Source organism: Kaistella sp. CFF1-2 (genome assembly GCF_059509915.1).
This window is the reverse complement of the sequence record NZ_JCAKLF010000007.1, coordinates 44,661-70,263: the sequence shown is the minus strand read 5'-3', so window position 1 is coordinate 70,263 and position 25,603 is coordinate 44,661. Positions and strand designations below refer to the sequence as shown.

General features: G+C 33.9%; 28 protein-coding genes and 1 riboswitch. Of the genes, 24 read left to right on the top strand and 4 right to left on the bottom strand.

The window, feature by feature from the left end:
• From AC5XHR_RS13180 to AC5XHR_RS13095, 18 genes are all read left to right on the top strand, one after another.
• Window positions 1–420: hypothetical protein (locus AC5XHR_RS13180; RefSeq protein WP_495951254.1), on the top strand; the 420-nt coding region annotated here is incomplete at its 5' end.
• A gap of 17 nt (window positions 421–437) precedes the next feature.
• Window positions 438–3,626, top strand: coding sequence for a DEAD/DEAH box helicase family protein (locus tag AC5XHR_RS13175; protein WP_495951253.1), 3,189 nt, complete (start codon window positions 438–440; stop codon window positions 3,624–3,626).
• Between the two features lie 406 nt (window positions 3,627–4,032).
• Entirely contained in the window at window positions 4,033–4,572 is a 540-nt protein-coding gene (locus AC5XHR_RS13170) for an HD domain-containing protein (RefSeq protein ID WP_495951252.1), read from the top strand.
• Between the two features lie 10 nt (window positions 4,573–4,582).
• Complete coding sequence (locus AC5XHR_RS13165) at window positions 4,583–5,116, top strand: hypothetical protein (protein WP_495951251.1); 534 nt, start codon at window positions 4,583–4,585, stop codon at window positions 5,114–5,116.
• 49 nt (window positions 5,117–5,165) lie between these two features.
• Window positions 5,166–6,083, top strand: a complete 918-nt coding sequence (locus tag AC5XHR_RS13160; RefSeq protein WP_495951250.1) for a PD-(D/E)XK nuclease family protein — start codon at window positions 5,166–5,168, stop codon at window positions 6,081–6,083.
• Between the two features lie 121 nt (window positions 6,084–6,204).
• The gene (locus AC5XHR_RS13155) at window positions 6,205–7,683 is read left to right on the top strand and encodes a DUF2779 domain-containing protein (protein WP_495951249.1); all 1,479 of its coding nucleotides are present in this window, start codon (window positions 6,205–6,207) and stop codon (window positions 7,681–7,683) included.
• Window positions 7,684–7,710: 27 nt separating this feature from the next.
• Window positions 7,711–8,196 carry a thermonuclease family protein gene (locus AC5XHR_RS13150; protein ID WP_495951248.1) on the top strand — a complete coding sequence of 162 codons (486 nt, stop codon included), beginning with the start codon at window positions 7,711–7,713 and terminating at the stop codon, window positions 8,194–8,196.
• Window positions 8,197–8,279: 83 nt separating this feature from the next.
• A complete protein-coding gene (locus AC5XHR_RS13145; RefSeq protein ID WP_495951247.1) occupies window positions 8,280–9,932 on the top strand; it encodes an ATP-binding protein in 1,653 nt (550 codons plus the stop codon).
• A gap of 2 nt (window positions 9,933–9,934) precedes the next feature.
• Window positions 9,935–10,171, top strand: coding sequence for a hypothetical protein (locus AC5XHR_RS13140; protein ID WP_495951246.1), 237 nt, complete (start codon window positions 9,935–9,937; stop codon window positions 10,169–10,171).
• Between the two features lie 203 nt (window positions 10,172–10,374).
• Complete coding sequence (locus tag AC5XHR_RS13135; protein ID WP_495951245.1) at window positions 10,375–10,680, top strand: cyclic-phosphate processing receiver domain-containing protein; 306 nt, start codon at window positions 10,375–10,377, stop codon at window positions 10,678–10,680.
• A 1-nt stretch (window position 10,681) separates the two neighbouring features.
• On the top strand, window positions 10,682–11,212 hold the full coding sequence (locus AC5XHR_RS13130) for a hypothetical protein (RefSeq protein ID WP_495951244.1): 531 nt from the start codon (window positions 10,682–10,684) through the stop codon (window positions 11,210–11,212).
• The gene (locus AC5XHR_RS13125; protein WP_495951243.1) at window positions 11,212–11,709 is read left to right on the top strand and encodes a hypothetical protein; all 498 of its coding nucleotides are present in this window, start codon (window positions 11,212–11,214) and stop codon (window positions 11,707–11,709) included. The genes AC5XHR_RS13130 and AC5XHR_RS13125 overlap by 1 nt, the downstream gene beginning before the upstream one ends.
• 104 nt (window positions 11,710–11,813) lie before the next feature.
• A complete protein-coding gene (locus AC5XHR_RS13120; RefSeq protein ID WP_495951242.1) occupies window positions 11,814–12,056 on the top strand; it encodes a hypothetical protein in 243 nt (80 codons plus the stop codon).
• Entirely contained in the window at window positions 12,056–12,214 is a 159-nt protein-coding gene (locus AC5XHR_RS13115) for a hypothetical protein (protein ID WP_495951241.1), read from the top strand. Before AC5XHR_RS13120 ends, AC5XHR_RS13115 begins: the two co-directional genes overlap by 1 nt.
• Window positions 12,215–12,402: 188 nt before the next feature.
• Window positions 12,403–12,753: a hypothetical protein gene (locus AC5XHR_RS13110; RefSeq protein ID WP_495951240.1), complete on the top strand. Its 351-nt coding sequence runs from the start codon at window positions 12,403–12,405 to the stop codon at window positions 12,751–12,753.
• An 87-nt stretch (window positions 12,754–12,840) separates the two neighbouring features.
• The gene (locus AC5XHR_RS13105) at window positions 12,841–13,239 is read left to right on the top strand and encodes a hypothetical protein (RefSeq protein ID WP_495951239.1); all 399 of its coding nucleotides are present in this window, start codon (window positions 12,841–12,843) and stop codon (window positions 13,237–13,239) included.
• A gap of 364 nt (window positions 13,240–13,603) precedes the next feature.
• Entirely contained in the window at window positions 13,604–13,837 is a 234-nt protein-coding gene (locus AC5XHR_RS13100; protein ID WP_495951238.1) for a beta propeller repeat protein, read from the top strand.
• An 81-nt stretch (window positions 13,838–13,918) separates the two neighbouring features.
• Entirely contained in the window at window positions 13,919–14,839 is a 921-nt protein-coding gene (locus AC5XHR_RS13095; RefSeq protein ID WP_495951237.1) for a helix-turn-helix transcriptional regulator, read from the top strand.
• A 62-nt stretch (window positions 14,840–14,901) separates the two neighbouring features.
• Here the strand turns inward: AC5XHR_RS13095 and AC5XHR_RS13090 are convergent, their stop codons facing one another.
• Together AC5XHR_RS13090 and AC5XHR_RS13085 are read right to left on the bottom strand one after the other, a co-directional pair.
• On the bottom strand, window positions 14,902–15,084 hold the full coding sequence (locus tag AC5XHR_RS13090) for a hypothetical protein (protein WP_495951236.1): 183 nt from the start codon (window positions 15,082–15,084) through the stop codon (window positions 14,902–14,904).
• A 1-nt stretch (window position 15,085) separates the two neighbouring features.
• The gene (locus AC5XHR_RS13085) at window positions 15,086–15,253 is read right to left on the bottom strand and encodes a DUF2493 domain-containing protein (RefSeq protein ID WP_495951235.1); all 168 of its coding nucleotides are present in this window, start codon (window positions 15,251–15,253) and stop codon (window positions 15,086–15,088) included.
• A gap of 231 nt (window positions 15,254–15,484) precedes the next feature.
• Between AC5XHR_RS13085 and AC5XHR_RS13080 the strand changes: the two genes are divergently transcribed.
• The 6 genes from AC5XHR_RS13080 to AC5XHR_RS13055 all read left to right on the top strand — a co-directional run bounded on the left by AC5XHR_RS13080 (window position 15,485) and on the right by AC5XHR_RS13055 (window position 24,261).
• Window positions 15,485–15,790 carry a helix-turn-helix domain-containing protein gene (locus AC5XHR_RS13080; protein WP_495951234.1) on the top strand — a complete coding sequence of 102 codons (306 nt, stop codon included), beginning with the start codon at window positions 15,485–15,487 and terminating at the stop codon, window positions 15,788–15,790.
• The gene (locus AC5XHR_RS13075; RefSeq protein ID WP_495951233.1) at window positions 15,787–17,019 is read left to right on the top strand and encodes a type II toxin-antitoxin system HipA family toxin; all 1,233 of its coding nucleotides are present in this window, start codon (window positions 15,787–15,789) and stop codon (window positions 17,017–17,019) included. The genes AC5XHR_RS13080 and AC5XHR_RS13075 overlap by 4 nt, the downstream gene beginning before the upstream one ends.
• 452 nt (window positions 17,020–17,471) lie before the next feature.
• Window positions 17,472–17,655, top strand: a riboswitch (cobalamin riboswitch).
• A gap of 108 nt (window positions 17,656–17,763) precedes the next feature.
• Window positions 17,764–19,788, top strand: a complete 2,025-nt coding sequence (locus AC5XHR_RS13070) for a TonB-dependent receptor plug domain-containing protein (protein ID WP_495951232.1) — start codon at window positions 17,764–17,766, stop codon at window positions 19,786–19,788.
• Window positions 19,785–20,921, top strand: coding sequence for a YncE family protein (locus AC5XHR_RS13065; protein ID WP_495951231.1), 1,137 nt, complete (start codon window positions 19,785–19,787; stop codon window positions 20,919–20,921). Before AC5XHR_RS13070 ends, AC5XHR_RS13065 begins: the two co-directional genes overlap by 4 nt.
• 13 nt (window positions 20,922–20,934) lie before the next feature.
• On the top strand, window positions 20,935–22,188 hold the full coding sequence (locus AC5XHR_RS13060; protein WP_495951230.1) for a cell surface protein: 1,254 nt from the start codon (window positions 20,935–20,937) through the stop codon (window positions 22,186–22,188).
• A gap of 33 nt (window positions 22,189–22,221) precedes the next feature.
• Window positions 22,222–24,261, top strand: coding sequence for a DUF5074 domain-containing protein (locus tag AC5XHR_RS13055; protein WP_495951229.1), 2,040 nt, complete (start codon window positions 22,222–22,224; stop codon window positions 24,259–24,261).
• 595 nt (window positions 24,262–24,856) lie between these two features.
• Here the strand turns inward: AC5XHR_RS13055 and AC5XHR_RS13050 are convergent.
• Both AC5XHR_RS13050 and AC5XHR_RS13045 read right to left on the bottom strand, forming a co-directional pair.
• Window positions 24,857–25,042 (bottom strand): DUF6496 domain-containing protein, encoded by a 186-nt coding sequence (locus AC5XHR_RS13050; protein ID WP_495951228.1) that lies wholly within the window; start codon window positions 25,040–25,042, stop codon window positions 24,857–24,859.
• A 145-nt stretch (window positions 25,043–25,187) separates the two neighbouring features.
• A complete protein-coding gene (locus tag AC5XHR_RS13045) occupies window positions 25,188–25,598 on the bottom strand; it encodes a cytochrome C (RefSeq protein WP_495951227.1) in 411 nt (136 codons plus the stop codon).
• Window positions 25,599–25,603 lie beyond the last annotated feature (5 nt).

Below are 25,603 nucleotides of genomic sequence, written 5' to 3'. Positions count from 1 at the left end.
TTAGCCATTAAGTTTTCTTTTGTAAAAATAGAAGAAAATCAGTTTTCTGCATTTGAGGAAACACTGGCTTTAGAAAATCCAATAGAACAAGAAATTGGCTTCGGCTTTGGCGTTAATACGGAGGAAAAAGTATTAGGCGTAAATATGGAGTTTATGTTAAAAAAAGAGGATAAACCATTACTAAAACAAGATATCACTTGTTATTTTGCGATTGATGCTCCAGACTTTGAAAAGAAATTAAGAAAAGAAGATCAAATTTCTATTCCTTGCAATTTTGGAAAGCATTTAGCAATGATTACAACTGGTACATTACGCGGTGTTTTATTTGCCAATACAAAAAACACTGCCTTTAATGAGTTTTTAATTGGTCTTATTAACGTAGATAGTATGTTTGAAAACGACATTATTATCAAACTATAAACCTTTCTTTTTTTATAATGGCAAATTTTCACGACAAACTTGTACTCAACAAATACATGCTTTCTCTTTTCGGAATTGATAGTATTGGAAAAAAAATAATTGGAAAAAAAGGAGTAGAAATTTTCACCGAACTTAAATTGTCTTCTAATGAAGGTTATACTGAAGAAGGGAATACAAAATACTTACAGTCGTTAATCAACTATTTGTACAATTCTGAGCAAATAACACCAACGATGTTGCAAACGTACGACGAGAATATTGTACGATACACTAAACAAATCTCTGAAAAAAGAAGCGAGCTGATTACATGGAAATACTTCCAGTATCTATCTCTACTATTTACAGAAGTTTATTTGGATAAATATTTTCAGAATAAAGTAAAGCTTCTGGTAGATTTAAATGAATTCGTCAAAGAATTTAATTTGAAACAAGCTGAAACAAAAGGTAACAAGAAAGATAAAGATACTTTTCTTGCCCAACCGTTTTCACTTGAGAGTTTAAATAAATTAGCTTTTTGGAACGCAACAGGTTCTGGAAAAACATTGTTGATGCACGTCAACATTAAGCAATATCTGCATTATGCCAATCATTATAACCAACATCACCAAAATAAAGTTTTGTTGATTACACCAAATGAAGGCTTAACGAAACAACATTTAGATGAATTCAAATTATCGGATATTCGAGCGAACAGTTTTTCAAAAAACGATTCTGGAATGTTTTCAGGAAGACAAGTCGAAATTCTCGAAATCACCAAACTAGCTGAAAATAGTGGTGATAAAACGGTTGCCGTAGAAAGTTTCGAAACAGATAATCTTGTATTGATTGATGAAGGGCATGGTGGGATGTCTGGTGATTCTTGGAAAAGATTTAGAGATCAATTAAGTTTAACAGGTTTTGCGTTTGAATACTCAGCGACTTTTGGTCAGGCAATTAATGCAGCAACAGGAGCTAAGAAAACTGATTTTACGCAAGAATATGCCAAAAGTATTTTATTCGATTATTCTTATAAATACTTTTACGAAGATGGTTATGGTAAAGATTATCGCATTTTAAACCTAAAAGAAAATAATAACGATTATCAGCAATTATATCTTACTGCAAATCTAGTTTCTTTCTTTCAGCAACAATTGTTGTACAAAGAAAAGAAAAGTGAGTTAAGAGATTTTTTATTGCATAAACCTCTATGGATTTTTGTAGGAGGTAAAGTAAACGCAGTTCGCAAAGAAGACGGAAAAGATGTTTCAGATGTATTAGAAATTATCTATTTTTTAACAAAATTCCTGAAGAATCCATCTGTTTCGATCCAAAATATAGATGCCGTAATTAATAATAAAGCAGGTTTAGTAGATAATAAAGGCTATTCAATATTCGAACATTCGTTTTCGTATATTCAAGAGCAAAAGTTAGATGCCAACACGATTTTCAATTTGATTAATGAATTGGTGTTTAACAATACAACAATTGGAGCTAATTTATATTTAGATAACTTAAAGGGTGCTGATGGCGAGCTAGGACTACGAGTTGGTGATAATGAATATTTTGGTGTCATCAACGTAGGAGATGAAAAGAAATTACATGACTTAGCCATTAATAATAAAGTTTTAGGTACCGAACGTGATTTTTCTGATTCATTATTTAAAATGATTAACGAAGAATCTTCTTCGATCAACTTATTAATTGGATCCAAAAAATTCTCAGAAGGTTGGTCATCTTGGCGAGTTTCATCTATGGGATTAATGAACGTGGGAAAAAGTGAAGGTTCGCAAATTATTCAGCTATTCGGACGTGGAGTTCGACTAAAGGGATACAATTTCTCTTTAAAACGTTCCTCGGGATTAGATGAATATCAAAGACCTAATAATATTAAAATTCTTAAAAAATATTTAAGACAATTAGAAACACTTCAAATTTTTGGTGTAAAAGCCGATTATATGGAGAAGTTTAAGGAATTCTTGGAAGAAGAAGGATTACCAAGCAATGATTCATCTTGGATTACAATCAAAGTTCCCACTATTCAAAAAGAAATCGTTAAGGAGAACAAACTGAAATTAATTGCAGTTAAAGATTCTGAAAATTTTAAGCAAAAAGTAATTGTACCATTAATTTATAAGGCTTCAATTTTTACAGGGAAGTCTGTGGAGCTGGATTGGTATCCGAAGATTGATGTTTTAGAGAAAACAAATTCTGGTGTTGCAATTAGTAAGAATGAAGCTTATTTGAGTAAAGCTCACCTTTCTCTAATAAACTGGAATGCATTTTATATAGAAATCCAGAGCTTTAAAGCAGATAAAGGTTATCATAATTTAAAGATAGAACTGCCACAATTACAAAGTATTATTGAGGAAGTATCTTGGTATAAACTATTGATTCCAAAGCATAAAATGGAATACACTCAATACTCTAACGTTTATATTTGGCACGAGATAGCGATTACTTTAGTAAAAAAATATATTGAGCAGTTTTACCTATTCTATAAAAATGAATTCAGTTCTGATCATGTTGAAGCAATTCAATTGTCTGGTACAGATGATAATTTTGTTTTAGAATATGATTTTAGATTAAATACAGAGGAAGAAATTGAGCATTATAAAACAAAAATCAAACAATTGAATGAAGAGATTATTGATCCTGCATTTAATAATGTTCAAATTGGATCTGAAGTTGATGCTTTTGATAATCTCCTCCACCTTTATAAACCTTTAGTTTACGTTGGAAAGGGGTATAAGGAAAAATTACAAGTAAGTCCTATTCCTTTAGATGATTCTGAGAAACAATTTTTAGATGATTTAATTGTCTATGTAGCTTCAAAACCATCTTCTTTAGAAGGCAAAGAAGTACATGTTCTTAGAAACCAAAGTAAAAAAGGTTTGGGATTCTTTACGGATGGTAATAATTTCTATCCAGATTTCATCGTATGGATTGTGGATGGTGATAAGCAAATTATTAAGTTTATAGATCCCAAAGGTATTCGCAATTCAAAAGGAATAAACGATCCTAAAATTCAATTCTTTAAAGTTTTGAAAGAAAAAATTCAACCACAAGTTGAAAAAGCTGGAATTGAATTGGATTCTTATATCGTTTCCAATACTTCATATTTAGACGTTAATTGGAAGGATGATTTAAGTATTGAAGGTTTTAATAATAACCATGTTTATTTTCAGAAAGAGAATGCAAATATTTACATTGAGTATATTCTCAATTAATTTATTAAAATAGTGTTCTTTTTATTTTTTCCATTAACCAAAGGGTAATGGAAGAAGAATATATTTTATGCATTTACGACAATATGTATGCAAAAACAAATTGAAAGCTTCGATAGTTAGTTGTATGTAAAAATAGAAATGTAAGGAGGTAGTTTTTTATTCGGAGCACTTGTTGTCACTTGATTAAGATTGAAAATCTGCCACTGGGTATTTTTTTTTATTTTATTCATCTCAAGACACCTTTTTTGACTTCATTTTGATGGTCAATTTAGCAAGTATATCTATTTAAAGGCAATTACATTTTGTATATTTGGATAAATGTAGCAAGAATGTATGATTTTAGAAGTTATAATCTTGAAGATCATAATCATAAGAAATAGGATCAGTTTAACAATAAAATAGATGTATGAATATTCAGGATAATTACCAAAAGACGCTGCTTTATGCTGCAGAAAAGCATGAAGCAATTAACCAAAAAATTCCAGGTACTTCAATTACCTATGTTGTTCACTTATCAAACGTTGCTATGGAGGTGCTGCTAGCTGGAGCTAATTCACTAGATTTCGATACCAATTTTGCTGTTCAGGTGGCTTTGTTGCATGATATTATAGAAGATACAAATACATCTTTTGATGACATCGAAAGCAATTTTTCTAATGAAATAGCTAAAGCAGTTCAAGCTCTTACGAAGAATGATGACTTGGCAAAAGAGATAAAAGTTTATGACAGTTTGGAGCGTATCAAGCTTCAACCAAAAGAGGTGTGGGCAGTAAAAATAGCAGACCGAATAACCAACTTGCAAAAGCCTCCTGCTCATTGGAGTCAAGAAAAGGTTGAGTCTTATTTTTTCGAATCTCAAGAAATACAAAAAGCGCTTACGGGAGGTAATGCTTTTTTAGAGAAACGGCTAGCTTCAAAAATTTTAGAGTATAAAAACTATTTTTAAGTCACCTATTATGAGTTATACGCCTGATTTACAGAAAGTAGTTGATCAATTAAAATTGAAAAAAGAAAATATTCTCTATTTGACAATTAAGAATATCTATCTTGATGATATGAGAGAAGGTTTAAAAAATGTCGAGTATCGAGAAAATACTGAGTTTTTTAGGAGAAAACTTTTTGTGAAAGGGAAGGATGGAAAACCGTCTCAAGAAATGAAGCTGTTGAAATGTATACTATTTCAAGGCGGTTACGAACCAGATAGTCCAAGAGTGTTAATTAGCCTGAAAGGATGGACTGTTGATCGGAAGAAGTTTCCTGATAATTTAGATATTAATGGGCATGACATTGATTATGATATCTGCTTAGTTTTAAGCGATATCCTTTATGATTCGCAGAATGGAATGCTTTATAGAGATTTACCAAAACAAAAGAAAAGTCCAAAACCTCAAATTGAAGGACGAATAAATCCAAAACCTCGTAAAAAGAAGAAAACATTAGCTGAAAAGAAGATTATTCGGTTGTCAAAAATTTCAAAAAAGAAATTGTAAAAGTATAACAGTGATAACAAAATATACATAATTCGCTTTTATTATATTCATGCAAAACGACATTATTCCGGTTGAATCAATTAGAGAAAGGGATATTGATTTACTTTTATTGGAAGAGCTTTCAACTGACAATTCATTCTGTGAATGGTTCATCAATCAAGCGGATCTTCCAATTTTTACAGACTTTTTAGGAGCTTGGAGAAGCATATCTGATTTTGGACTTGGTGAATCTGATATTGTGTTCGCGTATCTTTCAAATACAAGTAAAATTATCGTACTTATTGAAAATAAACTGGATGCAAATTTTCAAGACGAGCAATTTAATAGATATTTTCGAAGATCGATAGAATATGTGAAAAACAATATATGTGATGAGTGTTATTGCCTCATGGTAGCTCCAAAATTGTACTGCACTAATCAAATGGATTTTGAAAGTTTTATTACCTATGAAGAAATTAGTGAACAGTTTAGGTTCAATGCTTCTAGGAGAGATCTTTTTAAAAGTCAATTATTGCAGATAGGAATTGAAAAATTACGAAGAGGGTATCAGCCGATTAATTCTTTACCAGTTCAGACTTTTTGGAAGAAGTATTGGGATTATAAGGAATTATATTTTCCTCAATTTACTATGAAAAAACCAGAAGTAATTCCATTTAATAGTGATTGGCCGATGCTTTATGATAGGTCATTAGAAAGAATAGTATTCTATCATAAATTTAAGCAAGGAAATGTTGATGCAACTTTTAAAGGATTTCCTTTAGAAACAGGATATGAAATACAGGAAATTCTACCGGACTGGATAACATTTGTAAAACATACTAAACACTTTTCACTTAGAGTTTTTTCTCCTGTTGTAAATAGATTAGAGGATTTTGAATTGCAAGAAACTGTAGTGAAAGATGGACTTCAGAAATTAGATAGTTTAAGAAATTGGATTTTAGAAAATAGGGATCGTATTTTTTATTGAAATTTTAGTGTTGCATTTTCTTACAATCTAATTTTTTGTACTCTAGTTTGAGTAAAAAAAACAAATGGTCGTATTTCGACCATTTACTGTTTTACTTTTGTACTATTAAAAGACTAGTTTCATGAAAAACATATCTAAATCCCGCTTTATTTCAGGGGTACAATGTCATAAAAAAGTATGGTTTGATTATCACCGAAAAGATCTAAAACTGCCTGTGGATGAGAAAACTCAACAAGTTTTTGATTTGGGACATAAGATCGGTTTTTTTGCTCAACAAAAGTTTCCAAATGGTGAAGATGCTACTCCAGAAAATTACTCTGATTTTTCAACGGCAATTGCCAATACAAAAAAATGGATTTCTGAAAAAAAGACGATATACGAAGCAACATTCAGCGCAGGAAATGTATTATCTATGTTGGATATTTTGCATTGGGAAGGAGATGATTTAGTAGCTATTGAAGTGAAAAATAGCACATCGGTAAAGGAATATCATCTTTGGGATGCGGCAGTACAATATTGGGCAATGAATGAAGCAGGTTGTTCACCTGATCGTTTTTTATTAATGCACATCAACAATCAATATGTTAAAGAGGGCGAAATCTTAGATGAACTTTTTCATTTGGAGGATCTGACTGAAAGAGTGATTGATTTACAACCTTGGATTACCGATAATATTAAGCGTATTATTAATGTGGTTAGCAATTTCGATGAGCCGAAAGTTGAAATTGGTGGACATTGCGGAACTCCTTTCGGCTGTGACTATCAGCACCATTGTTGGAAGCATGTGCCTGAAAACTCGGTTTTCACCTTATACCGTGGAGGAAAGAAAGGATGGGATTTATACAATCAAGGAATTTTGAAATTAGAAGATATTCCAGAAGAGTACCAACTAACGTCTTTTCAACGATTGCAATGGCATGGATTGAAGTTTAATAAAACCTATGTTGACAGCAAGTCGATACTTGATTTTTTTTCAAAATGGGAATATCCGTTGCATTTTTTCGATTTCGAAACTGTCTTCCCCGCAATTCCGGTTTTAGATGGTACAAGACCCTATCAGCAAGTTCCGTTTCAATATTCGTTGCATGTTGGTAATGCTATTGGAGAAATTAATCATAAAGAGTTTTTAGCAAACCCAGAAGATTTTTCTGAAATCAATATAGATCCAAGAAAGCAAATGATTGAGCAGATGAAATTGGATTTCGAAGCAAAAGGAAGTATAGTGACCTATAATCAATCGTTTGAGATAAGTAGATTACGAGAGTTAGCGCAAGACTTTCCCGAAGATGCTGATTTTTTGGAAGGGTTAATCGAACGAGTTGTCGATTTGCTTGTTGTCTTTCAAAAAGGGTGGTATTATCTTCCCGAAATGCGAAATTCTGCTTCTATTAAATCAGTTCTCCCTGCTCTTGCGCCGGAATTTTCCTACGACGATCTCGAGGTTGGCGACGGTGGTATGGCGAGTAATCTGTATTTGCAATCTATCGAAAACAAAGGATTCGTTAACGATCATCTTCGCGATGATTTGTTGAAGTATTGCGAACGAGATACGTTTGGAATGGTGATTATTTTTAATATTCTAGAGAAATTGCCAAACTAGAATGCGCATTAATCTATTTTATTTACAATGAAAAAATTTTACATCCTTTTTATTCTACATTTCTATACAATTTTTTTTTGTCAACAAACGGCAAAAGTAATTGGCATTAAGGATGGCGATACCATTGAAGTTTTGTTCCAGGATAAGACCACGAAAGTTTTACGATTAGCAGAAGTAGATTGTCCAGAAAGTGGGCAGGCGTTTGGTAAAAATGCGAAGCAGTACACAGCATCGCAAGTTTTTGGTAAAAATGTAACGGTATATGTTACTAGTAAGGATCGATACGGTAGGGCTATTGCGAAAGTGTATTATGGGAAGGATACGTATTTGTCTGCTGAAATAATCAAAGCAGGTTATGGCTGGTGGTTTTATCAATATTCTAAAGATAAAAGTTTAGGCGAATTACAAAAGAAAGCACAAAATCAAAAGAAGGGATTATGGGCAGATCCTCATGCTATTTCCCCTTGGGATTACAGGAAGTCCAAGAGAAAACCAAAGAATGTAACAAAATAAGTAAAAAATTATAGTATTCAGTAATCAAAACGACATTTTTTGACCATTAAGGTGTTCATCTTTGTACCATAAAAAATAGAATTATGGAAACAAAAACTCAGTTTAATGTTTTGGAAACCATTGAAAATGTTTACAAATACTCAAAAGATTCTAATCTTCGTGAGCCACTATTTGAAGTGCTTCAAAGTGATTTACAAAAACTTTCTGCCTATTTTGACATTACAGAAATACAAGCAGTGATATTGTCCAACGCATTTATATTTTCTTACGGTAATTCGTCACTTTCTGCTGTTTTCAATTATTTTGGTTTCGAAGATTACAAACTTGTTTTTTACAACAAAGAAATAGAGGTACTTTTCAAGAAAAAACTCCTTTTTAAAAGTCGACATTTTGATGGGAAATCGATGGATTACAAATTAAGTCGAGAATTAGTGTATTCTATTACCAAGAATCTTGAATTGCCTGCAAATGATGATAATGAAAATAGTTTGATTGACATTATAGAGCTTTATTCCGTCCAAATTGATCTTTTTAAAAATGATGCGATCACAAAAAATGAATTTTATGATTTTGTTCAATCTATTCTTGATGATTATGAAGATAATGAGGTGATTCAAAAAATAATACAATGGAAATTGACCGCTTTTGAATCCTACTTTTTTCTGGAAACAATTAAAGATGCTTTAGAAAATGGAGATAATGATTTTAATACAGATGTACAGTTAACAATCGAAGATTATAAACCAAGAAAAGGTACGCAGATAGACCTAACTGAAAATTTGCTCAATGGGAAAAGTAAATTAACCTCTTTTAAGCTTATTGAATTTTCTAATTCACAGTATCGAAATCGTACTAAAGCGAAACTCACAAATTCTGCGCTTAAACTTTTGAAGGAAAAAGAAAATATCCGCTTAGAGTATTTTGAGGACGAGAACAAGAAATTAATTCAGCATAAAAACATTAAGAAAAAAGAATTGCTTTACAATGAAAGTGAAGTGTCTTCTGTTGAGATACTTCAGAAAACGTTATCTGAAATTCAATTCAAAAAACTTCAAAAGCGATTAAATCAAAAAGCGTTGCCCTTAGGAATTACGGTGTTATTGCATGGAGATCCAGGAACAGGCAAAACAGAAAGTGTATATCAATTGGCGAAATCTTCTGGACGGAATATCTTTAAAGTGGATATTTCCGAAACGAAAAGTATGTGGTTTGGAGAAAGTCAAAAATTGGTCAAAAAGATTTTTACCGATTATGAGGAACTAAAGAAAGAAGAGAAAAGATGTCCTATTTTACTTTTTAATGAAGCGGATGCTATTATCGGAAAAAGAAAGTCTGCCGGAAGTTCCAATATAGCCGACACAGAAAATGCAATTCAAAATGTTTTGCTTGAAGAATTGGAAAAATTCGATGGGATTCTATTTGCAACAACCAATCTTGTAGATAATATGGATGCCGCTTTTGAACGTCGATTTTTGTATAAAATTAGATTTTCAAAACCGGAGTTGAAAAATGCTGCGAGAATTTGGAATTTGAAATTACCATTTTTATCAGAAATTCAAGCTGAACAACTTGCTTCTGAGTTTCAGTTTTCGGGTGGCGAGATGGAAAATATTGCGCGGAAAATCTTGATGGAGGAGGTCTTGAACAACCAAAAACCTACTTTGAAACAGGTGTTGGATTTCTGCCATTCTGAAAAGTGGGAGACTCAAAAAAAGGCGGTAATAATAGGATTTTAGTTATGAGCTCTATCGTTTATATTGGTATGCAATTAATTCGGATATCTCCAAGCGATTCTCTTCAATTGGAGCTATCTGACAATGCTGGAATTAGCTGGCGGGAGCAGTTTTTAGGTTCAGAAAATATAGGTGAATTCTATTACTTAGGAAAACGGAATCAAACCTTATTTGCCAAAACAACAAAAGGGAGCTTTAAGTCTGAAACATTGGGTAAAACTTGGGATATTTGGAAGAGTTAAGATTAGAGTAAGGATAGTTTGTAAAGAGCTTTACTTTTTCCTGCAGATCCTTTTTTCTTCAATCATTTGCTGTTAATCATTTCAATTTCAAATAAAATTTCTTGTCGATAACTTTAAAATTAGCCTTTTCAGATTGTAAAATATCAAACAGACTTAGTTTGACTATATCCTATGTGAGATTTGTCAAAATAATATGAAATGATATGGCTACAAAAGTATTCTTAGACGATCTCAGAGAAGCTCCTAGGGATTATATTATCATTAAAAACTACACGGAATTTGTCGCATTTATTGAGGCAAACCAGCTTCCAACGTTTATTTCTTTTGATCATGATTTGGGAGAAGGGAAGTCTGGTTATGATTGCGCCAAATTTTTGGTTAAGTATTGCATGGATCATGAAGTAGGTTTACCCGAATTTGCAGTTCATAGTCAAAATCCAGTTGGGAAGGAGAATATTCAAAGATTATTAGAAAACTACCGAAAAAACGAATTGCAAAATAGAAGTTAAAATGACTACAAAACAAGAACAAATACTACAAACAGTCGAGGGTATTCATTATAATATCAGATGTTTAGTGACTGATTATGCTTCGTATGTAGATTACGGAAATGAACACAACCGTGTTCGATTAATCTATTTGGAAAGGTTACGTTCTGAGATTTCGGATAAATTATACAACATTAAGAATATTTTTACTGTGGACTATAATGAAGCCATGATTTTGGTAGCTCTAATGCATTGCGAAATACAGTATGGGATTCCAAAATCAGAATTTATAGTATTTAAAGATTTGCTTCGCTTTTACCAATTCGATTTTAGTAGTTCGCTTTATTTTCGATTTCGTGAATGCATCTATTCTTTGGAAGAAAAAGGGCTTATTGAGATTGAAGAATTTGATTATTATCCTGTGCCAGTACTAGATCTCGAAGATCAGAAACGAAATGAATATTATTTGATTCCTGTAAAGCCGTCTTTTATGCCCTTTACTGGACAAAAGTTTTCTATTTCTGCAAAAGCACTCAAAAAACTAAGAGATTGATGATGAAATGTAGTGATGAATTTCTTGGGATCATTGAGTCTCTATATGAAAAAAGCTGTGACTACTATTTTCTTACAAGCTTGAATCGTTTAACTGAAAATAAAGTAGAGGCGGCATCGGAGTATTTTCGAAATGAAATACACTTGATTTCGGAAAAATTTAAGATAGACACGAAAACATCTTTGCTATTATCTGCTTTTTTTATTCAGTATTATGCTAAAGATCAATTATTACTGAATTTTATTACAGAGGAGGAGTTGATGAGAAGTATTGGTTTACCGAAAGAGGATTTTGATCAATTCGAGATGGAAATAAAGGAACTTCAAATTACGAATGTGGTTTTTCAATCTATAGTAGAAAATAATCAGCTTGAAAATTTTTCTCGTATTGACGAAAAAATGTATGACTTCTTTGTTGATGCTGATATTAAGAATAATACTTTTACTGTCAGTTTAACAGACGAATTTGTAAGTCTGTTAAATGCTCGTTTTTTTTGAAGATTTCCCCGCTTAATCAATGAATGACGGTAGAAGTTTTTAGATTGGATATTATTAGAAATAAATGGTCGTCGTTTGGCTTAGAGGTTTCGTTATTTTACAACATGAAATTATATCTGAGAAATATTATAGAAAAAATTAGGGATACTTATTTTGAAGAAATTCCTCCAGAAGTGGTAAGTATAAATAAAAAAAGTACGATAAAGGACTTTTTACCTAAGAAATCAGATCAATTTTTAACCATAGTGTTAAAAGTAATGTTTTTAATACTAGGTTTTATAGTGTTGATTTTACTATTATTAAGTATTTTTGGTTTTGTACTATTAAAATATAAAGCTCTTAAGTAATGACTAAAATTGAATTGTTAGAAGAAAGGGTTGCAACTAATTTGAGTGATTTTTGTAAGGATAATGAAGAAGGGAAAAGGTTGATGATTCCCGATGGTATTGTTGATGTCGAAAAGTATCTAGCAGCACCTATTAAAGTTCTTTGGATTTTAAAATAAGCGAACAGCGGTGATGACGGTTGGGATATGAGAGAGGCTCTTAATTATGATATAAGAACGGATACAGGTTTAAAAAAAGGTTGGGAGAAAACATTCAAACCAATCGTGTATACGACAAACGGAATTTTTACTGGTGAAAATTGGGATACAATGGGTGATTTTATAAAGATCCAGACATTATTGATTGTATGCAAAAAGTTGCCTATATCAATGTTAAGAAAGTTCCTGGCGGAAGTGTGGCTGTTGATTCGGAAATTCAAGATTTTTATTTTGAAAATCAAGAAGCGCTACATAAACAAATTGAAATTATTAATCCAGATGTTGTCATTTTTGGAAATACGATGAAATATTTTGATTATGATCTCTTTGCAGATTCTTTTGGAGAACTTGAGATAAATGAAGAAAATCCAGATTTGCACATATATAAAAATGAAAAACATCTTCTGCTTAATGCATATCATCCTAATAACAGGAAAATCTCAACAAAAGAGTACTGTAATTCCATCATTGAAGCAGTCCATCAATGGAAAAATAGATAAAAAGATTCCCAGAAATGGGATTCTTTTTTTGGCCTTAACTTAAAGAAAAGAAGATTTGTTCGCAATCAGGAGTATGAGACTGCGGTATTGCTACAGAGGCAAATTATTGAAACACAAGAAAAGTTTGAAAACTTAGTTGCCAAATGGATTTTTTTTTTAGATGCACAAGGGGATGTTGAGTATACTGAACTTTTATTCTTGTTAGCGCCTTTCGACAATAGATATAAGTCATTTATTTCGGAAGAATATTTTCAGAAAAAGAGTATTCATCTTAAAGATCAATCACAGATTAGAAGTTTACGCAAAGGTAAGATCAATACTGATATTGAATTACTTTTAAAACAATGGACAGAGTATCATCATTTTCAAAAAGAAAGTTTACCAGCTAGTACGTATTTAGATCTTATTAAGTATAAAGATCTTACTCTTTCTATACTCCAGAAATGCAATCCGTATATTGTTTTTATGGCGACTCTCACGCTTTAATATCTCAAGTGAAAAATAAGTTTTCATCCCGTTCTAACATTTTTGATCCATTTCTATAAATTTTGATTCAATATGGTTCGCGAAATGGTACTACGTTTTCGTATCATCATGAACAAGAAATTAATAGAGTAATTAAGGAGACATTTTTAGATGTTCCTATTTTTTTTGATGAAAAGTATAGAAAAATGAATAATGAAATGGATTATTTTTTATTCATTACGATTAAGCCCGATTTTTCTGCACTTAATGTTGCCGACTTTTTTTAATGTTTAGTGCTAATAAAAGAATTTAGATAAAATAGTAAAAAGACACCTTTTGGCCCAGTAGCATTATAGTTTTGTCTATAATTTTAAAACATACAACAATGCCAACAATGATTAAAAGAGGAAATGAGTTTATCAGAATTTCCCCAAAAGATGCAAAGAAAATCGAATATTCAACAAATGATGGAAGATCATGGAATTCGCGATTTTCAGGGAGTACTTCAACAGGAGAGTTTTCTGACCTGACGGATAATGGAAAAGAAGTTTTAGGAATCACTTCTAAAGGTCTCTTTTACTCTACCAATGATGGGCGAAGCTGGAATAGAAGAAGTTAATTTAAATTTCTTTACAAGAAGATAAACAGACATTAATTGTCTGTTTATTTATTTAGCTTTGGACTATAAAAATAAAATAGCATGGCAAAAAGAGAACAAATGTACCGTCTAATGTATATTAGAGATTATTTGAAAACGAAACCAAAAGGTGCATCTTATGATGAAATCAGAAATTATTTGGAAGAAAAATACCATAAAGATAGTTTTGATGGAGAATTGGCTTTTAGTGAAAAAACATTTAAACGAGATCGGCAACTTTTGGAAGATCTTTTCGGTATTGAAATTGGTTTTAAACGCTCTACAATGACGTATCAAATTTTGGAAGAAGGTTTATCTGATTCGTCGCAAACTATTTTTGATAATTTGTTATTGGTAAATGCGTATAGGCAAACTTCAGATCAAGCTAACATTATTTTGTTCGAAAAACGCCAAGCTACAGGACTTCATAATATTGACGGAATAGTGCATGCGATAAAAAATAAAAAAGTAATCAGTTTAGAGTATACCAAACATTGGGAGAACGTTGCTCACAAAAAAGTTCTTGAACCTTATGCTGTAAAGGAGTTTAGAAACCGCTGGTATCTTCTTGCAAATGAGCAAGATGGTAGGGAGTTCTTTATCAAAACATTTGGACTCGATCGTATTTCAAATTTGGATATTCATCAAAAGACATTTGAAAAGGAAGAGATAGAAGTGGAAAATTTGTTCAAAAATTCATTTGGAATTATATCCACTTTGGATCAAGAGCCTGATCGCATAGTACTTTCATTTGATACAGAACAAGGAAAATATGTTAAGTCACTTCCTTTGCATGGGAGTCAAAAAGTTTTGGTTGATGATGAAAATGAATACAAAATTGAACTTCATTTGGTGCCAACTTACGATTTCTATCAAGAACTATTAACCCATACAGAACGACTTATTTCAATAGAACCGCCGTATGTAAAGGAAGAGTTTTTACGGTTTTTAAATGTGGGTATTGAAAATTTAAAAAATACTTAAAGAAATCAAATCGAATTTATGCATAAACGAAAAGAGACTAGGATAATTCCTAGTTTCTTTGTCTAATAGTTGATAATAAACAATGTTTTTTCTAAATTTTTAGCTTTATTTATACTATCCAAAGTTCCCTTAGACTTACCATCCCAAAACGCAAATATAACATCCGATGCTTCAATAATCTGAGTGTTGCGCATAGATGTAGCGTCTCGACCGTATTTTTCCCATTCTGGAGGGAAAACAATCATTTCAGTATTGAATTTCCGAGGCGTATTTCTCGGCAAGAGAATCAGCACCTTTTGCGCCTCCAGAGACTATTGCCGTTAAAGAACTTTTGTTATTGATGTACTCATCCATTGTTTTTTTCAAAAGATCATAATCGTTAAAATCACGACCACCTACAATTGCAATATTCATATTGTTTTATTTTTTAACAAAGCTCCGAACCATTATAGACAAACCAAGTCTATTAGTTTTTTACTTTTTATCAAATGAAAAATAAAGATTGTTTGGGAGTGATTTTGTGCACTTTAAAGTCAGGTCATTGGTTGTATTGTTTACTATAATAATAAATTAGATGTAAATTCATTATATTTGTAATACAATACTATTACTTATAATTAAATAAGCACATTAAATAATACCATTATGTTATTTAATTCTTTGTCTAAAATACAAAAAAAGCTAGTAGCACATCTCCGTCAAAGGCGATTGCAAATGAATCTAACACAGGAAGGGTTGGCAGAAAGATCGGGAGTTCCGTTACCTACTTTAAGGAAATTTGAACAAAAAGGAGTGATTTCTTTAGAATCATTTTTAAAAATTCTTTCTGTAATTGGTGGATTGGAAGAAATGGTTGATGTTTTAAAACCGAAAGAACAGATTTTTAAATCTATTGATGATGTACTAAAATTAGAGGAAAAACCAATTAAAAAACGAGGAAGCAGAAAATGAAAATAGGCATTACTGAAATAAAAGTAGGACTGAATTTTGGTTCTGGGATTCAACACGTTGGTCGACTGGCAATTCGTGATGGTATCCTCTATTTTCAATACGATGAAGAATTTCTGCAAGCCAATATCGAAATTTCACCTATAAAACTTCCTTTGCAACGAGATGTAATAGCGCTTCCAAGAGATCCTTTTGAAGGTTTGGCAGGTGTTTTCAATGATAGTTTGCCCGACGGTTGGGGAAGATTACTATTTGATCGTATGTTACGTTCAGAGGGGATTTTACCATCGGATATTTCACCACTTGACCGTTTGGCGTACGTTGGATTGCACGGTATGGGTGCATTGATTTATGAACCCGATCAAAGTCCAGATACTCGTACTGAGATGATTGATTTGGATATTTTGGCTACACAAACCGAAGAGATTTTCGAAGGTGATTCAGAAGATGTAATTGCCGAACTTTTGGCTTTGAATGGATCTTCTGCAGGAGCGCGACCAAAAGCATTGATTGGTGTAAACACTGATCGAACAAAAATAGCTTTTGGTGCTGATCAGCTGAGCGATGGTTTAGAACATTGGATGGTGAAATTTCCTAATTCTCAAGACGGAAAAGATGCAGGAGCAATAGAATATGTTTATGCATTGATGGCTTTAGAAGCTGGAATTAAGATGCCTGAAGTACATTTGTTTCCATCACAGAAAGGTAATGGTTATTTTGCCGTAAAACGTTTTGATAGAGAGGGAAATAAGCGTTTCCATATGCATACCGTGAGCGGACTTGTTCACAGTAATTTTAGATTGCCATCGCTTGATTATGAGGACTTGTTAGCATTGACGGGAGCTTTAACCAAAGATATTCGTGAAGTAGAAAAAATGTTTCGGTTTGCCGTTTTTAATGTGATGGCGCACAATCGGGACGATCACGCTAAGAATTTTTCTTTTCTGATGAATGAATTTGGAGAATGGAAATTATCACCTGCTTACGACCTTACTTTTTCATCTGGACCAGGTGGTGAACAAAGCACGATGGTCATGGGAGAAGGTAGGAATGTTACATCAAAACATCTAATAAAACTAGGATTAGAAGCTAAACTATCAAAAGAATTCATTGAGAATGTGATGGAGCAAACTGTTTCTGCGCTTTCTAAGTGGTCAGAAGTATCAAAAGAATTTGGCGTTAGTCAATCTAACGGCGCATTAATTCAAAAGTCTCTACTTAAGTATAAATAGTATTCTATTAAAGGTAAATAAGTTTCGTACTACTTTTGTACGCTTCAATATCTTTAAACTACTATTAATAAACACTTCTTTAGATTCTGCATTGGGAAATAGAGATTAGAAGTTAGTTGGTAATTGATAATGGACAATGGTTAATTGATAATGGCTAATGGTTAATTGATAATGGCTAATGGTTAATTGTTAATGGACAATTGATAATGGTTAATGGATTGGTGTGGAATGAGCTCCCCTTTAGGGGTTGGGGCCTTTTTTGATTTAGAGGTTAGATGTTAGACTTTGAGACGAGAGACTTTTTTTGTACAATGTATAATGTACTATGAGTTTGGCTGTGGATCTCGATACGCTTCGCTACTCGAACTGACGGGTGGGGAAGGATCAGAGGGGAAAGAGAAAAGAGGAAAGATTTCGGATGTCTTTTTTTATTTTCAAGTTCCACAATTAATCTTTACTTTTGCAAAACTGGTGAGCTATAAAAAGCTTTAAAAGGGAACTGGGTGAAAATCCCAGACAGACCCGCTGCTGTAAGCTTCACACAAGGTTTTTGGTAACTATATCCACTGTTCTTAGAATGGGAAGGATTCCGAAAATGAAGTAAGTCAGAAGACCTGCCAGTATGTTTAACGTTTGGCGCTTTCGTGGAATAAAGCCTAGAACAACGGAGTTACTGTGCAGTTTTTGCACTGTTGCTTTGTATTCTTATTCTCCATTAGCGTCATCATTAATCTACATGAGCTAATGGTGACCCGACTTTTTTTATCGATTTTTCGAGCGGCATTTTTTGTGGCTTTTTTTGCGATGTCTTTGGTTTTTGGACAGAGCAAAGACAGTATTTTCAAAAAAGAAATCACGGAAGTTATTCTTTTCAAACGTGATTTGAAGGATGTAATCCCTGCGCAAACTTTAAGTGGTGAAGACTTACAAAGGTTGAGCAGCGCGTCGGTTGCAGATGCTTTACGTTATTTTTCGGGAGTCCAGATCAAAGATTATGGCGGTGTTGGTGGTCTAAAAACTATCAATGTACGAAGTTTGGGAAGTCAACATGTTGGTGTTTTTTACGATGGCATCCAGCTCGGAAATGCGCAAAATGGTTTGGTTGATTTGGGACGCTATTCCTTAGACGATCTCGACGGTATTTCCTTATATAATGGTCAAAAAAGTGAAATCTTCCAACCTGCAAAAGATTTTGCCTCGGCAAGTGCCATTTATCTTCAACCCAAAACGCCTTCGTTTACTGGTGGCAAAACAACGAATCTCTCTATACGTCTCAAAAATAGTACGATACAATTATTTAATCCTTCTTTTCGACTAGAGCAAAAACTGTCAGACAATATTACGATGAGCTTTAGCTCGGAATATTTGGAAAGTGATGGCGTGTACAAGTTTCGCTATTTCAAAAGATATCCAGATGGAGCGATCGCGTATGACACGATTGCAAAAAGGCAAGATTCGGACATTAAAGCCAAACGTTTTGAAACCACACTCAATGGCACAATCCGTAACGGTAGTTGGAATATTCGTGGTTACGCCTACAACTCTAACCGCGGTATTCCTGCGGCCATTGTTAACGGTCGATTTGGTGCTCGTGGTTCTAGGATGACGGATGATAATTACTTTGTGCAAGCCACTTTTAGAAAAAAACTTTTTCCAAAATTCGAAACCCAACTTAAAGCCAAGTTCGCCTACGATTACACGTATTATGCGGACACGGTGCGTACAGAATATGTGATAAGATCCGAGAATTCTTATACACAACGCGAAGTCTACGTTAGTTCTTCTAACATCTACACGATTACACCGAGTTGGGATGTCAGCTTAAATGGTGATTTCCAATTTAATAATTTGGATGCCAATTTGGTTAATTTTTCATATCCGACGCGTTATACCAATTTAGTGGCTTTAGCGTCGACTTATCAATGGAATCGACTTCGTTTTATGGGAAGTTTTCTAGGAACTTTCGTTCATGAAAATGTTGAAAAAAATGCGAAATCCCCAGACCGTCGAGAATGGACACCTGCTTTCTATGCTGCTTATCAGCCTTTCAATACTAAAGATTTAACGTTAAGAGCTTTCTATAAACGGATTTTTAGAATGCCAACATTTAATGATTTGTATTACACCAACATCGGGAATACCTATCTAAAACCTGAATATACCACGCAATATGATGTTGGTTTTACTTATCACAAAGGTTTTAGAAATGATTTTTTTCAAGAGTTGTATTTAAAAGTTGATGGCTATTATAATGAAGTTCAGGACAAAATTGTGGCAGCTCCCAATGGCAGTATGTTCCGTTGGCTGATGATGAATCTTGGTCGTGTGGAGATCCGCGGTGTGGACGTTAACCTACAGTCCACTTTCAAAATTGGAAATGTAAAACTAAGACCGTTGCTTTCTTACACGTATCAAAAAGCGCAGGATGTTAGCGATCCTGATGATACGTTTTACAAAAACCAAATTCCGTATACGCCGTGGCACAGTGGGACTTTCACGATGATGGCGGATTATAAAGATTGGAGTTTTAACTACAGTGCAATGTATGTTGGCGAGCGTTATGATGTTAACCAAGATAATATTCAGTACAACTATGTGCAACCTTGGTATACGCACGATTTGTCGGTGCAAAAGATTTTCCGTTGGAAGCAACATCAGTTTAAAGCAAGTTTGGAAATGAACAATATTTTCAATCAGTATTATGATGTGGTTATCAATTTTCCGATGCCTGGCAGAAGTTTCCGTCTCATCCTAAATTATACTTTATGAAACATCTAAAACTCTATTTTTTATTTTCACTTTTATTGTTGATTTTCTCGTGTCGAACGGATGATATTATTGTTCGTCCCGAAGTGGAATCCGGTCTAGAACCACCTCAAGATACGGCTATCAAAGGTTTTTATCTTTTAAATGAAGGTAATATGGGAAGTAACAAATCGACTTTGGATTACTTCGACTATGCAACGGGAACGTATCATCGAAATATCTACGCTGATATTAATCCCGAAGTGGTTAAGGAATTGGGTGATGTTGGTAACGATATTAAAATCTACGGCAGCAAAATGTACGTCGTGGTCAATGTTTCCAATAAAATTGAAGTTCTAGATGCGAAAACTGCCAAACGTATCAAAACGATTAAACTTCAGAACTGCCGTTATATGGCTTTCAAAAATGGGAAGGCATATGCGAGTAGTTATGCAGGTCCTGTGGTTTTGGATCCTAACGCGCCAATCGGTAAAGTCGCAGAAATAGATACATTGTCTTTGGCGATTACGAGAGAGGTGACTGTTGGTTATCAACCTGAAGAAATGCAAATTATCGGGAACAAACTTTATGTCGCCAATTCGGGTGGTTATCGTTTTCCGAATTATGATAAAACCGTATCGGAAGTGGATTTAACGACATTTAAAGAATTAAGAAAAATAGATGTTGCGATTAATCTTCACCATATCGAAAAAGACAATAATGGTGATTTGTATGTGAGTTCTCGAGGCGATTATTATACCATTCCATCGAGTCTGTATTTGCTTGATCCCGTTTCTGGACAGGTTAAAAAAGATTTTGGCGTTGCTGTCAGCGAGATGACGATTGTTAATGACAAACTCTATTATTACGGTAATGAGTTTAATTATAACACGCACACTTACACCAAATCTTTCGGAATTATCGATGTTAAAACCGAACAAATTATTTCTAAAAACATCATTGAACCCACTTATGCCGACGCTATAAAAACGCCTTATGGTATTGCAGTAAACCCAATTACGGAAGATATCTATATGACGGATGCCCGCAATTATGTTTCGATGGGATTTGTATATTGTTTTGATAAAAATGGAAAATTCAAATGGAAAACAGAAGCTGGAAATATCCCAGCGCATTTTGTTTTTCTGTACAAATAAAATGTAATTTATTATGAAAAAAAATTCTATAAAAGTATTGACTTTAAGTTTTGCAAGCAGCTTGCTAATTGCACTTGTCGCTTGTAAATCGGATCGTGAAGAAGTTGATAACGGAGGAAATCTTCCAGAAAAAACTTTGGCCGATCACTATTCGGTTAGTCGTTATCGTGTTTTGGACATCGATTCAAATTTAGATTTGGATTCAAAACTTACTTGGAGTATTAGTGCCAAGAAAATAGTTGATAACAAGGAAGTCGTTTATGATTCCATCATTGCTAAAGATGTACCCAAACTAGAGTTTATTTCGCGGTATGCCAAGAATTATGCATTGACTTTAACTGCCGAAACTAATGGTGTTTCTAAAAAATATACATCCCAAATTATCGTCAACAAGGAAGTAAAAACCTACAGTAAATATATTTCGGATGTTTTCGATTATCGTCCAGCGGTTGGTCAATTCATTAACGAAATCCCTGAGTACGCCACTGGAGACACTCAAGAAAAAATGATTATAAAAGCGAAAGAATCTTTGGTTGGTGGTAATTCGACCATGGTGACTCTGGGTGGCTTTGGAGGTTATGTGGTTTTTGGTTTTGATCATACCATTCCGAATTATGATGGTCGCGATTTCAAAATTCTAGGAAATGCGTTTTGGGGAAATGAAGCGATTGAAGAAAGAGCTGGCTCTTGCGAACCTGGTATTATCATGGTGGCCTACGACCGAAACAAAAATGGAAAACCCGATGAAGACGAGTGGTACGAGATTGCAGGTAGCGAGTATTTTAAAGAATCAACTATAAGAAACTACGAAATTACTTACTTCAAACCAGATGAAAATAAAGAATCTGTTCCTGGCGCTGAGTTCTGGCAGACCGACACCCAATACATCAAATGGCAAGATAACCAAGGTGTTTCTGGTTTTAAAACTAGAAATACGTTCCATGCGCAAAGCTATTATCCTTTATGGTTTTCAGAAATGTCTTATTCTTTAAAAGGAACTCGCCTTAAGGATAACTTCTATGATCAAAGCGGCACAGGCACCTATTGGGTTGGTAAATCTTATGCGTATGGTTATGCTGACAACGCACCAAACAATGATGATGCCTCAAACATTGATATCTCTTGGGCGGTTGACAAATACGGAAACTATGTTAAACTTCCAGGTATCGATTTCGTGAAAGTTTATACGGGTATCAATCAAGAGGCAGGTTGGTTAGGAGAAGTTTCGACAGAAGTGGCAGGAGCTTACAATTTACATTTTAAATAAAAATAAAAGAACAAACAATAAAAATCAGTACTTATGAGAAAGATGTATCTTTTCTTTTTGCTGTTTCTTTTTGCATTCTCTACTAATGCTCAAGTTACAGTGCAAGGCGTTCCTCGATCGGAGGTCAAAAACACAACGTTGAAAAAACAAGCTAAAAACAGCAATTTTACAATGGATGATGTTGTCTATTGGGTTGGGACTGGATCTAATAAAGCGGTTTTAGCTATCCAATGGAATGATCAAAAAAATCCTGATGCTCTCGTTTGGGGATTCCGTTGGGATGGTAACGCAACTGGCGAAGATATGATAAAAGCCATTGCAAAAGTGGACAAACGTTTTTATACATTGCTTTATCAGGGGACTCAATACGGTTCGGCTATCGGAGGTATTGGCTTTGACCTAGATGGTAAAGGATCTTGGGACTTATGGAATTACAATGTCGATATGAATCCTCAAGATATTTCAAGCACTTTCACGCCAGTTTCTGTATATTCTTCACAAGCAGATTTTACCAAAGGTTTTTTTATGGTGAACGAAGAGTGGTTTGGGCATACCAATGGTTCGGTTAACTTTGTGGGCGAAAATGATCAAGTTTATTACCGTGTGTATAGCGAGAAAAATAATAACCAAGCTTTTGGTGCTACAACACAGTACGGTACTATCTATGGTGATAAATTTTATTTCATTTCTAAACAAGATTCTGACGGAGGAGATACGCAATACACACCAGGTGGAAGATTGGTCGTTGCTAATGCTAAAACTATGGAGAAGATTGCAGGTTTCGATAACATCGGCGGTGGCGATGGAAGATCCTTTGTTGGGGTTGACCAAAATACTGGTTATATTGGTGCTGCTAATGGTGTTTTCTTGTTTGATATTGCAAATATGAAAGTTGGTGATTTGATTGCTGGTACTGGTGGTGGAGCCACTTATTCTGGCCAAATAGGAAATATGATACGAACTTCTCAGTATGTTTTTGTGGTTAAACAAAATAGTGGCGTTTTAATAATCGATCCTAAAACGCATACTTTAAAAACGACCATTCCAGGATCTTTCCATTCGGTTGCACAAGCTAAAGATGGAAGTGTTTGGGCGATTCAGAATCAAAAGTTAATTAATATTAATCCAACAACTTTTGCAACGACAGAATATGCTATTCCGACAACAAAATACATTGCGTCATGGGGCGCTTGGAATGCTGGAAGCTTTACAGCGAGTACACAACAAAACGCTTTGTATTGGATCAATTCTAAAAGTGAATGGGCCTCAGGAACTCAGATTGTAAAATTTGATGTAACAACAAAAACTTTTAATGAAAACTTTGCAGCAATCCCAGGACAAACGGGGACTTACAAACAAATTCCTTATGGTGCGGCATTACGAGTTGACCCAGTTTCTGATAAATTAATTCTGAATACTACAGAAAGTGGTTATGGTGCGCATTATCAAAAAAACTGGATTCATACTTATGACACAACGGGCGCATTAATCAAAACACAAACGCTTAACGACTACTATTGGTTCCCAGCAGTGACGGTGTTTCCTGATAATGATGCGCCTGTTATTAGTGAAATGTTGCCAAAAACGATTTCTACCAATGAAATTACCATACTTGATTTAAGAGATAAAGTTAGTGATGGTGATACGAATTCATATGCCATTGTTAAAACTATTAAATCTAACACGAATCCTTCTGTTGTGACCGCAGAAATCAATTCGAACGACGAATTAGTTCTTACACCAGGAATATCAGGAACTAGCCAAATTGTTTTAAGTTTTATTTCGAATGGAAAAATGATTGATCATGTAATTACGGTTTCAAATACAACTTTAGGAACCTCGGATGTTGAGAAAGTTGCTATATCAATCTATCCAAATCCAGTTGTCGATAAGCTTCAAATCGTGACATCTGAAAAAATAGAGACTATTGCCGTTTTTGATATGTCGGGTAGAGCAATTAGAGCAAAAGTGCTAAACAATGAATTACAAGTCAATGATCTTGCTAAAGGTATCTACATTCTTATTGTAAAAACTGACAAGGGTAATTACCAGAAAAAATTTATTAAAAAATAAAAAGAACTAATTATTTGTATTAGTAAAGAACTTCAATATTTGAAGTTCTTTTTTTTATGGATCACCAGTCTTTACAAATGGTGTTGGAGGCTAGGGGATAATTGATAATTTATAATGGACAATTGATAATGGTTAATTGTTAATGGTAAATTGTTAATTGATAATGGTTAATTGTGAGTTGTGAATGGTTAATGGATTGGTGTGGAATGAGCTCTCCTTTAGGGGTTGGGGGCTATTTGTGGCTAGAGGTTAGAGGTTAGAGGTTAGAGGTTAGAGGTTAGAGGTTAGAGGTTAGAAGTTAGATGTTAGATGTTAGACTTTGAGACGAGAGACTTTTTTTGTACAATCTACAATGTACTATGAGTTTGGATGTGGTTCTCGATACGCTTCGCTACTCGAACTGACGGGAGGGGAAAGAGTAAAGAGGTTTTTTTGTACTATGTACAATAAGTTTGGGTGTGGTTCTCGATACGCTTCGCTACTCGAACTGACGGGAAGGGAAAGAGGAAAGAGGAAAGAGCAAAGAGGTTTTTGTAAAAAATATAAATTGGAGTTGTTTTAGGGTCGTGGTTCTACGTCCAGAACCTAATTAGGCTTACTTTTTCTTCGTTGGTTTTTTCGGAATTTTTGCGCCCATTTCACGTGCTTCGGATAAGCCGATCGCGATGGCTTGTTTCGGGTTGGTTACTTTTTTGCCCGTTCCTGTTTTTAGTGTGCCTTCTTTCATTTCGTGCATCGCTTTTTCTACTTTTTTGCTTGCTAAGCTTTGTTTTTTTGCCATGACTGGTTAATTTTAGATTTTGGATTTTAGATTACAGATTAAAGAGTAAAGAGTAAAGATCAAAAATCAAAGAGTTTAAAGTGTAACGTTTAAAGTCTAAAGTCTAGTGTCTCATATCTCTTGTCTAGTGTCTTTTATCTTTTGCTTAAAGTTGGTAATTTGTTATCAGATAAAAAATTGCCCAAGCAGCAAAGATTAAGATGACTACCCAAAGCCATACGGGTATTACTCTTGGGTTTTCGCTGCCTTTAATGATGAAACTTTGTTTTCTGCCCGTATCATAAGCGTTGAGCATGAGGGGCAAGATACCATCCACCACTTCGTTTTCGTAAAGACCTTCCATATTAATAATTGGACCGTTACGTACGGTAAACGGGATGATTTTTATACCTTCTTTGGTGCCGTATTGACTTATGATTTTCAAGGTATGCTCTCCATCTGTCAATTTCGTGGTGTCCAAATTAAAAACCACCGGCGTTTGCAATTCGGCTATCGGTTGGATTTTGTTATCGATGTAGAGAAATACCTTAGCGTTATGGTTATTTTCCGTTTTCATCTCCG

What these genes read in the sequence shown, in the direction of transcription:
- AC5XHR_RS13175 (WP_495951253.1), top strand. Translation starts at nt 438, where the DNA reads ATGGCAAATTTTCACGACAAACTTGTACTCAACAAATACATGCTTTCT.
- AC5XHR_RS13170 (WP_495951252.1), top strand. Translation starts at nt 4,033, where the DNA reads ATGAATATTCAGGATAATTACCAAAAGACGCTGCTTTATGCTGCAGAA.
- AC5XHR_RS13165 (WP_495951251.1), top strand. Translation starts at nt 4,583, where the DNA reads ATGAGTTATACGCCTGATTTACAGAAAGTAGTTGATCAATTAAAATTG.
- AC5XHR_RS13160 (WP_495951250.1), top strand. Translation starts at nt 5,166, where the DNA reads ATGCAAAACGACATTATTCCGGTTGAATCAATTAGAGAAAGGGATATT.
- AC5XHR_RS13155 (WP_495951249.1), top strand. Translation starts at nt 6,205, where the DNA reads ATGAAAAACATATCTAAATCCCGCTTTATTTCAGGGGTACAATGTCAT.
- AC5XHR_RS13150 (WP_495951248.1), top strand. Translation starts at nt 7,711, where the DNA reads ATGAAAAAATTTTACATCCTTTTTATTCTACATTTCTATACAATTTTT.
- AC5XHR_RS13145 (WP_495951247.1), top strand. Translation starts at nt 8,280, where the DNA reads ATGGAAACAAAAACTCAGTTTAATGTTTTGGAAACCATTGAAAATGTT.
- AC5XHR_RS13140 (WP_495951246.1), top strand. Translation starts at nt 9,935, where the DNA reads ATGAGCTCTATCGTTTATATTGGTATGCAATTAATTCGGATATCTCCA.
- AC5XHR_RS13135 (WP_495951245.1), top strand. Translation starts at nt 10,375, where the DNA reads ATGGCTACAAAAGTATTCTTAGACGATCTCAGAGAAGCTCCTAGGGAT.
- AC5XHR_RS13130 (WP_495951244.1), top strand. Translation starts at nt 10,682, where the DNA reads ATGACTACAAAACAAGAACAAATACTACAAACAGTCGAGGGTATTCAT.
- AC5XHR_RS13125 (WP_495951243.1), top strand. Translation starts at nt 11,212, where the DNA reads ATGATGAAATGTAGTGATGAATTTCTTGGGATCATTGAGTCTCTATAT.
- AC5XHR_RS13120 (WP_495951242.1), top strand. Translation starts at nt 11,814, where the DNA reads ATGAAATTATATCTGAGAAATATTATAGAAAAAATTAGGGATACTTAT.
- AC5XHR_RS13115 (WP_495951241.1), top strand. Translation starts at nt 12,056, where the DNA reads ATGACTAAAATTGAATTGTTAGAAGAAAGGGTTGCAACTAATTTGAGT.
- AC5XHR_RS13110 (WP_495951240.1), top strand. Translation starts at nt 12,403, where the DNA reads ATGCAAAAAGTTGCCTATATCAATGTTAAGAAAGTTCCTGGCGGAAGT.
- AC5XHR_RS13100 (WP_495951238.1), top strand. Translation starts at nt 13,604, where the DNA reads ATGCCAACAATGATTAAAAGAGGAAATGAGTTTATCAGAATTTCCCCA.
- AC5XHR_RS13095 (WP_495951237.1), top strand. Translation starts at nt 13,919, where the DNA reads ATGGCAAAAAGAGAACAAATGTACCGTCTAATGTATATTAGAGATTAT.
- AC5XHR_RS13090 (WP_495951236.1), bottom strand. Translation starts at nt 15,084, where the DNA reads ATGATTGTTTTCCCTCCAGAATGGGAAAAATACGGTCGAGACGCTACA.
- AC5XHR_RS13085 (WP_495951235.1), bottom strand. Translation starts at nt 15,253, where the DNA reads ATGAATATTGCAATTGTAGGTGGTCGTGATTTTAACGATTATGATCTT.
- AC5XHR_RS13080 (WP_495951234.1), top strand. Translation starts at nt 15,485, where the DNA reads ATGTTATTTAATTCTTTGTCTAAAATACAAAAAAAGCTAGTAGCACAT.
- AC5XHR_RS13075 (WP_495951233.1), top strand. Translation starts at nt 15,787, where the DNA reads ATGAAAATAGGCATTACTGAAATAAAAGTAGGACTGAATTTTGGTTCT.
- AC5XHR_RS13070 (WP_495951232.1), top strand. Translation starts at nt 17,764, where the DNA reads ATGGTGACCCGACTTTTTTTATCGATTTTTCGAGCGGCATTTTTTGTG.
- AC5XHR_RS13065 (WP_495951231.1), top strand. Translation starts at nt 19,785, where the DNA reads ATGAAACATCTAAAACTCTATTTTTTATTTTCACTTTTATTGTTGATT.
- AC5XHR_RS13060 (WP_495951230.1), top strand. Translation starts at nt 20,935, where the DNA reads ATGAAAAAAAATTCTATAAAAGTATTGACTTTAAGTTTTGCAAGCAGC.
- AC5XHR_RS13055 (WP_495951229.1), top strand. Translation starts at nt 22,222, where the DNA reads ATGAGAAAGATGTATCTTTTCTTTTTGCTGTTTCTTTTTGCATTCTCT.
- AC5XHR_RS13050 (WP_495951228.1), bottom strand. Translation starts at nt 25,042, where the DNA reads ATGGCAAAAAAACAAAGCTTAGCAAGCAAAAAAGTAGAAAAAGCGATG.
- AC5XHR_RS13045 (WP_495951227.1), bottom strand. Translation starts at nt 25,598, where the DNA reads ATGAAAACGGAAAATAACCATAACGCTAAGGTATTTCTCTACATCGAT.